The following is a 12,936-nucleotide window of genomic DNA, read 5'->3' as shown; positions in this document are numbered from 1 at the left end:
TTATTTAAATTCCGTAAACAATGACTTACTGTCAAAATATGTACCACAGAGCCAATTAAACACCTTATTGTTTGTATAAACAAACATTCCTTCGTGGGCATATTCTGGCATGAGGTGGTATTCTTTTTCACATTCCAAACGGTTATACATGGCAAATTGGGTGATCGGGTAGCAGACATCATCATCAAGTCCTGTAATCATCTTGACAGATCCTTTAATGCGATGCGCTAAATTTTTCACATCAATATAGCTCAATGTCGTAAACACTTCTTCTTCTGTTTCATGGAATGGATCATGGAATTTGAAATAGCGGAAGAGCTCATCATAAGCCTCGCTAGTATTCCCAATCTCCAAGACCCGTCTGAAATCACAGAGGAAAGGATAAATTGCAACCGTATTGGTAATCCGTGGATTAAGGGCTGCCGCAACAAGTGCCAAAGCACCACCTTGTGAGCCACCGTAGCTTGAGAGACGTGTCTCATCCACACGTTCGAAACCAGCCACCAACTCTACCAAACTATAAATATCCAAATACACATCTTTGTAGAAAAGATGTTCTGGTCCATCCACTACACCACGGATAATCTGACCTTTGACTGTATTTCCTCGAACATTTCGAGGTCCATCAAGAGAGTAACCAGACTGACCACGCACATCCATCGAAACGATACCATAGCCTGCTGTCGTATAAGACAACATATCGGCCCAGTCAAGTCCTCGTCCCATATAGCCATGGAAATGGAAAATTACAGGAGATTTTTCGGCACCTTTTGGCAAAACCATACGAGCGTAAATTTTACCACCATTGGTTCCATCAAATTGAATCTCATAACAATCTACTGCTGGATGACCGAACTCTTTTTCAATCAGCCGATAGTCCACAGGAAGTCTCAGAGCAGCAATCGCACGATCCCAAAATTCATCAAAATCTGCTGGTACTTCATCACGACCACGATAGGTCCTCATCTCTTCCATTATTAGGGGATCTCTCATTTTTTAATCCCTTTCTACATTTTATGTAAGCCTTTACATTTAGTATACCACTTCTTTAAATATTTTCAATATATTTGAACAAAAAAGAAAGTACTTCCGAAAACACGTTTTAAAAACCTATTTTTTACCAAACAAGCACTCGACCTGAAACTACTTTCTGCCCAGAGAAAAATAAGAGAGCGAAACCATCTCTGCTCACTCTCCTATTTATTTTATTGGGGAATCCTTAATAATTATTTGAGACGACCTGGGCGTTCTTTATAGCCATAGTAGGCATCTTCCATGATTTCTTGCATATGATCAACCATTGGCAAACGTGGGTTTGCTGGTGAACATTGGTCTTCGTAGGCAAGGAAGGCCAAATCACGCGCTGATTCTTTCCATTCTTTTTCATCGATACCTTGATCTTTGAAGTTCATCTTGATTCCAACACGTTCACCAAGTTCATACACAGCTTTGGCATAAGAAGCTACCCCTTCTTCAGGCGTTGAAGCTGGAAGGCCAAGCATTTTTGCAATGTCTTGATATTTTTCATCTGCACGGTAGTAATTGTACTTCGGCCATGTCGCAGTCTTGGCTGGACGGGTACCATTGTACCGAATTACATACGGCAAGAGAATGGCATTCGTACGCCCGTGGATAGTATGGAATTTACCACCAATCTTATGAGCCATAGAGTGGGAAATTCCTAAGAAAGCATTGGCAAAAGCCATACCTGCAATAGTAGATGCGTTGTGCATCTTCTCACGAGATTCAAAATCAGCATTCTTCACAGAACTTTCAAGGTTTTCAAAGACAAGTTTTATCGCTTGCAGCGCCAAGCCATCTGTATAGTCATTGGCCATTTGGGATACATAGGCTTCTGTCGCGTGGGTCAAGACGTCCATACCTGTATCTGCTGCAATAAAACCTGGAACTGTCATGACAAGCGCTGGGTCTACAATGGCTACGGTTGGTGTCAATGAATAGTCTGCAATTGGGTACTTACGGTTGTTCGCCTTATCAGAAATAACCGCAAATGGTGTGACTTCCGAACCTGTACCAGAGGTCGTTGGAATGGCGACAAACTTGGTTTTCTTACCTAATTCTGGGAATTTGAAGGCGCGTTTGCGAATATCCATGAATTTTTGAACCAAGTCATGGAAGTCAACTGTCGGTTGCTCGTAGAAGAGCCACATAACCTTGGCAGCGTCCATTGGAGAACCTCCCCCAAGGGCGATAATGGTATCTGGTTTAAAGCTACGCATCAACTCTGTACCCTTGTAAACCGTTGTAATATCTGGATCTGGCTCTACTTCCGCAAAGATTTGGTACACCACTTTATTGCGACGAAGTTCAAGTTGCTCGAGAATTCTGTCCAAGAATCCAAGCTCAACCATGGCATGGTCTGTGACAATCATCACCCGTTCTACATCGCGACATTTTTGAAGGTATTGAATAGAATCGCGCTCGAAGTATGTTTTTGAAGGAACTTTAAACCATTGCATATTATTTCTACGTCTTCCTACTTTTTTGATGTTCAAGAGATTAACAGCACTTACGTTGTCACCGACTGAGTTGCGTCCGTAAGAACCACAACCAAGTGTCAAGGATGGCAAGAAGGCATTGTAAACATCCCCGATTCCACCAAAGGTAGATGGAGAATTGCAGATGACACGAATGGCACGTACCGCTTTTCCAAATTCTTTGGTCAATTCTTCGTCTGCTGTGTGGATTGCTGCAGAGTGACCAAGCCCATGGAATTCCACCATTTGGCGCGCTTTATTGATTCCGTCTTCGCGAGATTCTGATTTCAAAACAGCAATGACTGGAGATAATTTTTCGCGTGTTAGCGGTTCTTTTTCTCCAACTTCTTTACACTCTGCTGCGAGGATATTGGTTCCTTCTGGTACGCTAAATCCTGCTTGCTCGGCAATCCAAACAGCTGATTTTCCGACGATGGCTGCATTCAATTTTGCCTCACCACAGTTTTTACTATTAGCTTTTGCACCGAAACAGAATTCTTCTAGCAAGGCTTTTTCTTTTTTATTCACAAAGTAAGTATGGTACGATTTGAATTCTGCGATAAATTCATCGTAGATTTCCTTGTCAATAATCACTGCTTGTTCAGAAGCACAGACCATTCCATTGTCAAAGGATTTAGACATAACAATGTCATGAGCTGCCTGGCGAATATTAGCAGATTTTTCCACATAAGCAGGAACGTTACCTGCACCTACACCAAGGGCTGGTTTTCCACATGAATAAGCTGCACGCACCATAGCATTCCCACCTGTTGCAAGGATCGTTGCAATGCCATCATGGTTCATCAACTCGGATGTTGCTTCCATAGACGGTTTTGTAATCCATTGGATACAGTTTTCAGGAGCACCCGCTGCAATAGCTGCATCACGGACGACTTGAGCTGCATGTGCTGAAGATTCTTGCGCAGACGGGTGAAAGGCGAAGACGATTGGATTACGGGTTTTCAGAGCAATCAATGATTTAAAGATAGCTGTTGAAGTTGGATTCGTTGTTGGTGTAATCCCACAAACCACCCCCACTGGCTCTGCAATCAAGGTTAATCCATTGACATCATCTTCTTCAATAATCCCAACTGTTTTCGTATGACGCATGTTATTCACAACATGCTCACAGGCAAACAAGTTTTTGGTTGCCTTGTCTTCAAAAACACCACGACCTGTCTCTTCAAAAGCATGAAGAGCTAAGGCACCATGTTGATCAAGAGCTGCTACTGATGCTTTTGCAACAATGTAATCTACCTGCTCTTGGTTCAACTGGCGAAACTCCTCAAGGGCCACCAACCCTTTTTGCACAAGACCGTCAACATGCGCACGAGCTTCTACTAATTTTTCCTCTGGTGATACTGCTTTCTCAGCCATCTATGATTCCTCCAAAATATTTTCTGTTAACTTTTGTTTGTTAACTTTTTCACAAGTATATTCTACATCATTTTTTGTCCCTTGTAAAGAGTTTGTTAAAAATTTCACAAATTATTTTTCCTTATCTTGTGATATTTTTTCAAAAATCCTGTAGCCGAACGGATTGCCGTCTTGAGATTGTGAATGTTTTTTCAAACTTTTTTTGTTTCACAAATGAAAAATCAGGAAATGATTGCTGAATTTTCCTGGTTTTCATTCTTGATTTACTGATTTTTATCATGAAATTTTATCTATCAACTATTTTCGTACAAAGTGATTTGTTGCTATTTCTATCCACTGGGCATCTGACTCTAGCTCAAAATCCTGAATCTGGTTTGATATCTGCTGTAATTGTTTTCTAGCTTCGCTAGAAGATAGGGGGAGATTTGCCGATAATAAATACTGTGTATACGGGTGCTGAGGATTGGTAAATAATTGTTCCGCAGGAGCCAGTTCGACCAAGGTTCCCTTATAAAGAACAGCAATACGCTGGGCAAAATACCGAACAACGTTTAAGTCATGCGAGATAAAGAGATAGGATAGATGAAATTCTTCCTGCAATTCGGATAACAGTTGCAGAATCTGCGCTTGGATCGAGACATCCAGAGCTGATGTTGGTTCATCACAGACAACAAATTGGGGCCGACTGACCACCGCTCGCGCAATTCCAATTCGCTGACGCTGACCGCCGCTAAAGGATTTTGGCCGCTTATGAACGGCCTCACCGGTAATTCCAACCCGCTCTAGGATCGCACGTGCTAGGCTATCCGCCTCCTTCTTCGGAAGTTTATACAGCGGCTCCTTCACCAATTCTAAAGCAGATAAGTAGGGATTCAAGGCTGAAAATGGGTCTTGATAAATGATTTGCATCGCTTGATTTGCTAAATCATCTTGACTTAATCCTACATAATCCACCTCTCCCTTGCTCGGATTTTCTAGTCCTAAAATTAATTTAGACAAGGTGGATTTACCACTCCCGGATTCTCCAACCAAACCAAGGGTCTCCCCCTTATATAAGGTCAGTGTCACACCATCTACCGCAACATGTCGATTTTCTTTTCCGAGCAAATTCTTCTTACTATATACTTTTTGAACATCTCGAACCTCAATCAATGCTTCTTGTTCCATTTAGCGCCCTCCTTGTCTCACAAAGTGTGTCTCTGAAACCGCAACTAGTGGCCCATCCATGCTGTCCTGCGGGAGCGAATGAATGACTGTATTTGACTCCAGCCGTGCTGCCTGCAGTAGTTCTCTGGTGTAGGGATGGAGAGGGTTATCAAAAATATCGTCCACAGTCCCCTCTTCCACAATCTGACCTCCCCGCATGACCTTGACCTGATCACATAGACCAGCAATCACACTGAAATCATGGCTGACGATAATAACTGTCAAATCAAGACTCTCTTGTAACTGCTTAATCAAGGCCAAGATTTGCGCTTGTATAGTCACGTCTAATGCCGTCGTCGGCTCATCAGCAATCAAAACCTTCGGTTCAGCTAATAAAGCCATGGCAATTAAAATCCGTTGACGCATCCCGCCTGAAAACTCAAAAGGAAACTGCTTTAGACGCTGTTCAGGATTGGAAATGCCGACCTTTGCCAACATATCCACCATCTTCTTCTTGCGTCCTTCTGCTGATTCATCTGGGCTAAAGCGTTTGATAATCTCATCTAAATGGAACCCAATTCTTCTCAGTGGATTAAGAGAAGTCATCGGATCTTGAAAAATCATGGCCATTGGCAAATGCTGGTAAGTCGTTAGAGCCTTTCCTTCAAATTCCAATCGGTCATATTGAACCTGCAAGTCCTTAGGCTGAATTCCCATCATCGACTTAACAGTCAAGCTCTTCCCACTACCAGACTCTCCGACAATACCAAGAATCTTTCCTTTAGCTACTGTGAAGGAAGCCTCCTTGACCAAGGTCTGCGTCTGCTTGCCCTTCTGAGTCTGAATCGTCAAATTTTCTAAACGAATACTATCTGTCATCCTTCTGTCTCCTTCTGCAAGCTATCACGAACCAAATCTCCGATATTATTGAAAGAATAAATGGTCAATAAGATAAACACGCCCGGCAAAACAGCCATATGTGGCAAGCTTTGCAAGGTGGACTGGGCATTTTGTAGCAGACTTCCCCATGATGCTAACGGTTGTTGAATCCCGATTCCCAAAAAACTCAAAGCTGACTCTGTCATGATAGCAGAAGAAACACTACCAGAAGCAGCTACAATCAACGTTGGTAGGATAGAGGGAAAAATGTGCCGTCTGATAATGGTCGAGGGCTTAACACCAATAAAGCGCGCATAGCTCACATAATCATGCGTTTTAGCCGACAAGGTCTCTGCTCGAATCAGGCGAGCAATCCGCATCCAGGAAAAGCCGCCAATAACAATGATAATCGCTATGAGTCCTGGTTTCAGAAAAACACTCAAAACGATTACCAAGACCAACCATGGAATAGAGGACAACACATCCACCAGCCGCATGAGAATAGTATCTAGAACACCACCAAAATACCCTGCTACAATTCCAATGATACTCCCAATCAAAACGGAGGCTAGCATCGACAACACACCTACCAAAAGAGAAATCCGCCCACCATATAAGACACGGGCAAAATAATCCCTTCCGACATTATCTGTTCCGAATAAATGCGCCAGACTTGGTTCCTGATTCATTTGGCTCACATTCGTTGAATTGGGATCTAAGGGCAATAACGGAGCCGTTATGGAGAGAATCGCTAAAATAAGTAAAAAGAGAACCGAAAAAAGATAGAGAGGCGATGCCAGAATCTCCTCTTTTACTTGTTTGAAAAACATTACAATTCGCCTCCTTTCGTAATTCGTGGATCAACAATTGAATACAATATATCAGACAATAGATTGCCCAGAATAACCAAGCTAGCAGAAAATAGCATGACAGCCATGATTACGGGGTAATCCAAGGCTCTTGTTGCAGCTGTTAAATACGGTCCAACTCCTGGCCAAGCATAGATTGTCTCCGTAATCAAGGCCCCCGTGACTAGCATGGGCAGGGCCATACCAATTTGAGTCACAATTGGAATCAACACATTCCGTGCAATATGCTTCCCAAAAATCTCCCGCTTACTAGCCTGAAAAGCTTCCTGTACCGTCACATAATCTCGATCCACCTCTACGATTGCCGACGCTCGAATGTAACGGATCAAATCTGGCATAAAGGCCATCACCAAGGTCAGATACGGCAGAATAAAATGGGCTAGAAAGTCGCCAAAATCTCCCTCTTTCCCCAATGTATGCATCCCAATAAACGGAAACAGGTTCAAACGGTAACCAAAAATATAAATTAAAATCATCGCAAACCAAAAGGTTGGCATCGCAATCCCTAAAGAAGCAAATGCATCGATTGCTCGATCTAGCCATTTTCCACGGTTAGCAGCTGACCAGAGCCCCAAGACTATCGCGAACAGTAGGGCTGTCACATAAGCTGGCAATACCAAAGAGATCGTATTTGGAACTTTCTCTGCTAAATCCGCCGCAATACTGTGATGAGTTAGGAGTGAATTACCAAAATTTCCTGTCACAATATTTTTTAACCAAATCCCATACTGAACTAAAAACGGCTGATTTAACCCATTTTTCTCCTTCAATAACTCGATTTGCTCCGGTGTCATATTGGGCGTTGTCAATGAATCAATGACATCAAACGGAGCTAACTGTATTAGTGAAAAGACGATAAATGAAATCAACAGTAACAAGGGAATTGCCTGCGCAATTCTCTTCAAAATATATCTAACCATATTCCTCCTATTGACTCGAAAGAACTTACTATACCAAGGCAGTTTTCCTAAATAAGTCTCTGTCAAACATAGACCGAAACTCTTTGAAAGAACACTTGACTTTCTATTTCTGACGAGTATAAAAAATGAATTGAGGGACTGGACACTTGCCCACTCCCTATTCCTTATTGTTTAATCTTTAAGTGAGATGGATCTTCAAAGGTATAGATTGGAACTAAGCCAGCCTCTTTCACACCTTCGACACGATTATTCACTGCCAAGATTTTCTTATTGTCAACGATTGGATAAATAGCCGCTTCCTCCGCAAGAGCCACTTGCAAGTCATCATAGATTGTCTCACGTTTGCTCTTATCTAGTTCAACAGCTCCTTTTTCAAAGAGAGCGTCTACCTTATCCGAACGCAACTTAAAGTAATTAGATCCGCCACCCGATTTGAAAAGACGCGCATATTGGTCTGGGTCATTGCCCATGATATAACCGCCCAAGAATAAGTCATACGCTGTCGAACCTTCTTTACGCAATTCTGCAAAGAGAGCGGTTGAATCACCGCCAGCCAATTCAACCGTTACGCCAATTTGAGACAATTGCTCTTGGATAAGTGTTGCCTGTAAGGTTTGGGCTGCATCTGATGCATTATACCCCAAATTCACTTTCAAATCAGTCACACCAGCTTCAGCCAATAGAGACTTCGCTCTTTCTAGATTTTGCTCATATTTTTCTACTTTTTCGGTCGCATACGGATTCGCAACTGGCAAGAATGAATAAGGTGTTTCATAATATTCTTTGTCTAAATAGGCCGCCTGATTCATATCCACTTTATTGAGAGCATAAAGGAGAGCTTGACGTACCCGCACATCCTTTAATTCAGGTGTAGAAGTATTTAATCCGAGGTAGCCAACACGATTTTCAGTATAGGCATACGTTGTCAGAGTCTTTTGATCCAAATCTGCAATGTCTGTCGGCAAGACAAAGGAGGCATCTACCTCACCTGTCTGTAGGGCAACTTTCCGAGTATCAGCGCTGGTGATAATCCGTAGCACGAGATTCTCAACTGCTGGTCTCCCTTTATAGTAAGTTTCATTTGCTGCCAGCTTGATATATTGTCCATGCTTGTATTCTACAAATTTGTACGGACCAGTCCCGACTGGAACATTGGTTAATTCGTTCACAGAAAAATCTGGCTCATCATTGTAAGCATGCTCTGGAATAATGTAAGTCTCGGTTACGATATTATCCAAAGCTGCTGCACTAACCGCTGGAAGAACGAACTTCACTGTGTAATCATCAATCTTTTCTAAGCTAACTGGTTGACCATTGATATACAAACTGTCTGCATTTCCATTTTCCTTCTTGATCTTTTGTGCATAGGTAAACAGAACGTCATCAGCAGTGAAAGCTTCACCATCTGACCATTTCACATTTTGGCGCAACTTTACAGTAATGCTCAAACCGTCTGCCGCAATCTCGTAATTCTCTGCCAATTCATTCACATAGGAACCATCAGCTTCTACACGTACCAATGGCGAATAGATAAAATTCGTCAAGGTCAATCCCCAACGGTCACTCGTGTTGATTGGATTGGTTGAACTGGGATCACCATCAATCGCATAGGTAAATGTGTTGGTATCTGCTACTGTCGAACTTACTCCTTGTGACGAATTACTCACTCCACAAGCTGCCAATGCCAATACAGCAACTGCAGTTAGGATACTCGTTAGAACTGCTTTCTTCATCCTCTAGCTCCTCTTTTAAAAATAATATTGGTCTATCATATCAATAATTAAAGATTTTGTACAGTATAAAAAACCAATGGCCTCTTAAAAATTTTTTATCAAGCAAGGTTCACAAGGCAACTCATTCCGCTATTTCCAGAACACAAAAAGGCCAACGTTAGGCGCCGACCTTTCCATTCGTCAATGACTTATTTTTTCAAAGACTTCTTTAAAATTCGTGATTAGCTCATCAAGGCTTACGATTATCTCTGCTCGTGTTTGATTATTCTTAACAGTCACTCGGCCTTGCTCGAACTCGCTCTCACCAAGGGCAATGACTACTGTAGCATTCAACTGATCAGCTGATTTGAACTGGGCCTTGAGTTTACGATTGAGATAGTCACGTTCAACCTTAAATCCTTGATTACGAAGGGCTTGAGTGATTTCCAGAGCCTTGCCATTGACTGCTTGACCCAAGACGGCGATGTACACATCCAATCCTTCTACCACAGGTAACTCCACCCCCTGCTTTTCAAGAACGAGGAGCAAGCGCTCCATTCCCATCCCAAAGCCAAAGCCTGGTGTTGCTGGGCCATCAAAATACTCGACCAAGCCATCGTAGCGACCACCCGCACAGATGGTCAACTCACTGCCAGACACCTCCGTGATAAATTCAAAAATGGTGTGGTTGTAGTAGTCCAATCCACGAACCATATTCGTGTCAATGACGTAAGCAATCCCGAGACTGTCAAGCATAGCACGTACGCTATCAAAATGTGTCTGACTTTCCTCATCCAAATAATCCAAGATAGACGGCGCATTCTCAACCGCTGCCTTGTCCTCTTTTTCCTTGCTATCTAGCACACGCAGCGGATTTTCCTCCAAACGGCGTTGGCTATCTTTGGATAACGTCTCCTTCAACGGCGTTAAATAATCAATCAAGGCCTTACGGTAAGCAGCACGGCTGGCACTACTTCCCAAGGTATTCAAGTGCAATCTAATATTTTGAATACCAATTTCCTTGAAAAACTGCGCTGCCATGGCAATGGTTTCCACGTCTGTTGCAGGGTTGCTGGAGCCGAAGCACTCTACCCCAATCTGGTGAAATTCACGCAAGCGCCCTGCCTGTGGTCGCTCATAGCGAAACATGGAGCCCATGTAGTACAATTTCACTGGTTTTTGGACTTCTGGGGCAAAGAGCTTATTTTCCACATACGAGCGGACGACTGGCGCTGTCCCTTCTGGCCGAAGCGTGATATGGCGGTCTCCCTTGTCATAGAAATCATACATTTCCTTGCTCACGATATCCGTGGTGTCCCCAACCGATCGACTAATCACCTCATAGTGCTCAAAGATCGGCGTGCGAATTTCTTGGTAGTTATATTTGCCAAAGGTCTTGCGGGCAAAGTCTTCCACGTACTGCCACTTGGCAGATTCTTTTGGTAAAATGTCTTGGGTTCCCTTAGGTTTTTGTAATTTCATAACATAAGATTGAATACCCTGACAAACAGGGCAGACGATTCCTTTCTGTACTTTCCTTCTATTCTAGCATATTTCAGAATATTTTCCTATTTCTTAAAAAATTTTTCTAAAAATCTGTCAAGTAACTTTACTTTACAAAAAAAATATGATATTCTAATACAGTTGGCAAAAGCCAAATGAATAGGATAGTCTTCCCATTTAGTACTAGGCAGTGCATCGCAGGCATAACTGGAGTTAGGCAAGATGCATGAACGACGTAATAAGTGAAAATAGACGGACTATGAAACTAAAACGAGCCTCGCTCGTAAAACTATAACGGAGGATAGAAAGAAATGGCAGTACCTGCACGTCGCACATCAAAAGCGAAGAAAAACAAACGTCGTACACACTACAAATTGACAGCTCCATCTGTTAAATTTGACGAAACTACTGGAGATTACTCACGTTCTCACCGTGTATCTTTGAAAGGATACTACAAAGGACGTAAAATCGCTAAAGCTGCAGCAGCTGAATAATAGAAGGGAGATACCATGCGCGTAAATATTACACTTGAACACAAAGAATCTGGTGAACGCTTGTACCTTACTTCTAAAAACAAACGTAACACTCCAGACCGTCTTCAATTGAAAAAATACTCACCAAAATTGCGTAAACACGTCATTTTCACTGAGGTGAAATAGGAGTTCACTACACATCACTAGGCAGTAGAAACCTTGATTTAAAGCGATTCTTGAAATTCTAAATTTCACTATATTGCAGTATAAATCAATAAAAACTCTACCTTTTTAGATAAATAAAATTCAATTGGATATTGAAGTCAAGCCCTGTTATCGAAATGATAACAGGGCTTTTTTGTTTCTCTTATTCCTACCAAAACTAAAACTTGCTTAACGACCATTTACGGCATATATATATGAGATATAGTTAGCAAAATCTCCAATTTTCTTACGATCAGATTCAATCTCATCAAACCAAGAACTATCTGATCCCTCACTTGCTAGGTAACGAACAACCAATTTCAAGGCAAGAATGACTTGATTGTGTTTACTCAATGAATTCTCAAATCCGTTGTTTCTTGAATCGCCATGCGATAGCCGCTGAACCTAAAAGACAAACAAGTGGTGTGATAATAGAACCTGTAAGACTTCCCTCTCCTCCGCTGATTAAAGGAACATCTTTTGAAATAATAATATTAATTAAAAAATTATCATGCCATTTGGGACTGATATTAATGAAGTACACCATAATATTCCATATCACATGTCCCCAAGCGGCATTCCAGATAGAATCAGAACTTTCAGTAATGTATGCAAAGAGAATGGCTATGGCTACTGCACTAAAGAAAAACTGAGAGAATGTGGTAATTGTCCAGTTTGCATTGTCGTTTGGTAAGTGCACCACTGCAAAGATAATTGCTGTCCCAAAAGCAGCCCACCAAACTGACAGTTTTTGACGAAAAAGTGGATATATTAAAGCATGAAATATCACTTCTTCCGTTACGGAACCAAGAAAACCAGTATAAATAATTCCACCGACGAAAGTTTCAGCAAATGGAAAGTTCGTGCCAATAGCTCCTAATTTACCTCCAAGTAAAATTGCAATTATAGCTGTTATAATGAGTGGTAGCAAAGTGACCAATACAACCCATTTCCAGTTAAAACTGACTCTTTTTAGCCCATAAGCAGACGGACTATCTTTTAGAAAATATCGGATAATCAGATATGCTATTAATATAACAGAAATATTAACTAACGGCACAAAAACAAGAACACCTAAATTTTGATTATACTCGAATAATGGTAAAAGCGGAAAACCTAGAATGATTTGCGTAGAAAATAATCCCAAAAGTCCGAGTAATGTAGCCCCAATAATTTTTCCCCATGATTGTTCTTTCATAAAATTCCTCCCATAAAAATATTCAAAATATTTTAGACTGAAGACAAACTAGTCGAGAGCCTGGTTTGTCTTTTTGTTTTCTGTGTTATTTTTGAAAAAAATAGTCTAGAAGAGTGGTTTAGGGCAAAATAAAAAGGCCTTCCCGCCATCATTTTGA

At 41.6% G+C, this 12,936-nt stretch carries 12 protein-coding genes; 2 read left to right on the top strand and 10 right to left on the bottom strand.

What is annotated here, in order from left to right; translation table 11 throughout:
* The 8 genes from ABPH35_RS04365 to hisS form a co-directional block, all read right to left on the bottom strand.
* On the bottom strand, positions 1-993 hold the full coding sequence (locus tag ABPH35_RS04365) for an acetylxylan esterase (protein ID WP_368849617.1): 993 nt from the start codon (positions 991-993) through the stop codon (positions 1-3).
* Positions 994-1,226: 233 nt separating this feature from the next.
* Complete coding sequence (gene adhE / locus ABPH35_RS04360; RefSeq protein ID WP_349988498.1) at positions 1,227-3,875, bottom strand: bifunctional acetaldehyde-CoA/alcohol dehydrogenase; 2,649 nt, start codon at positions 3,873-3,875, stop codon at positions 1,227-1,229.
* Between the two features lie 297 nt (positions 3,876-4,172).
* Positions 4,173-5,042, bottom strand: coding sequence for an ATP-binding cassette domain-containing protein (locus tag ABPH35_RS04355; protein WP_349988497.1), 870 nt, complete (start codon positions 5,040-5,042; stop codon positions 4,173-4,175).
* Positions 5,043-5,900, bottom strand: a complete 858-nt coding sequence (locus tag ABPH35_RS04350; RefSeq protein WP_349988496.1) for an ABC transporter ATP-binding protein — start codon at positions 5,898-5,900, stop codon at positions 5,043-5,045. It lies immediately after the preceding gene.
* Entirely contained in the window at positions 5,897-6,730 is an 834-nt protein-coding gene (locus tag ABPH35_RS04345; protein ID WP_349988495.1) for an ABC transporter permease, read from the bottom strand. Before ABPH35_RS04345 ends, ABPH35_RS04350 begins: the two co-directional genes overlap by 4 nt.
* Positions 6,730-7,689: an ABC transporter permease gene (locus ABPH35_RS04340; protein ID WP_349988494.1), complete on the bottom strand. Its 960-nt coding sequence runs from the start codon at positions 7,687-7,689 to the stop codon at positions 6,730-6,732. The genes ABPH35_RS04345 and ABPH35_RS04340 overlap by 1 nt, the downstream gene beginning before the upstream one ends.
* 164 nt (positions 7,690-7,853) lie before the next feature.
* Entirely contained in the window at positions 7,854-9,422 is a 1,569-nt protein-coding gene (locus tag ABPH35_RS04335) for an ABC transporter substrate-binding protein (RefSeq protein WP_349988493.1), read from the bottom strand.
* Positions 9,423-9,602: 180 nt separating this feature from the next.
* Positions 9,603-10,883: a histidine--tRNA ligase gene (gene hisS, locus ABPH35_RS04330; RefSeq protein ID WP_349988492.1), complete on the bottom strand. Its 1,281-nt coding sequence runs from the start codon at positions 10,881-10,883 to the stop codon at positions 9,603-9,605.
* A gap of 332 nt (positions 10,884-11,215) precedes the next feature.
* On the opposite strand from hisS, the gene rpmF reads away from it, so the two are divergent.
* Both rpmF and rpmG read left to right on the top strand, forming a co-directional pair.
* On the top strand, positions 11,216-11,398 hold the full coding sequence (gene rpmF, locus ABPH35_RS04325) for a 50S ribosomal protein L32 (protein ID WP_067088000.1): 183 nt from the start codon (positions 11,216-11,218) through the stop codon (positions 11,396-11,398).
* Between the two features lie 15 nt (positions 11,399-11,413).
* On the top strand, positions 11,414-11,563 hold the full coding sequence (gene rpmG, locus ABPH35_RS04320; protein WP_002262412.1) for a 50S ribosomal protein L33: 150 nt from the start codon (positions 11,414-11,416) through the stop codon (positions 11,561-11,563).
* Between the two features lie 207 nt (positions 11,564-11,770).
* Here the strand turns inward: rpmG and ABPH35_RS04315 are convergent, their stop codons facing one another.
* Both ABPH35_RS04315 and ABPH35_RS04310 read right to left on the bottom strand, forming a co-directional pair.
* Complete coding sequence (locus ABPH35_RS04315; RefSeq protein ID WP_349988491.1) at positions 11,771-11,935, bottom strand: hypothetical protein; 165 nt, start codon at positions 11,933-11,935, stop codon at positions 11,771-11,773.
* Between the two features lie 7 nt (positions 11,936-11,942).
* On the bottom strand, positions 11,943-12,779 hold the full coding sequence (locus tag ABPH35_RS04310; protein WP_349988490.1) for a CPBP family intramembrane glutamic endopeptidase: 837 nt from the start codon (positions 12,777-12,779) through the stop codon (positions 11,943-11,945).
* Positions 12,780-12,936 lie beyond the last annotated feature (157 nt).

It is taken from the genome of Streptococcus handemini, from assembly GCF_040984445.1.
Classification (GTDB): domain Bacteria; phylum Bacillota; class Bacilli; order Lactobacillales; family Streptococcaceae; genus Streptococcus; species Streptococcus handemini.
The sequence above is the reverse complement of the archived record's forward strand: the minus strand, read 5'-3'. Positions and strand labels throughout refer to the sequence as shown.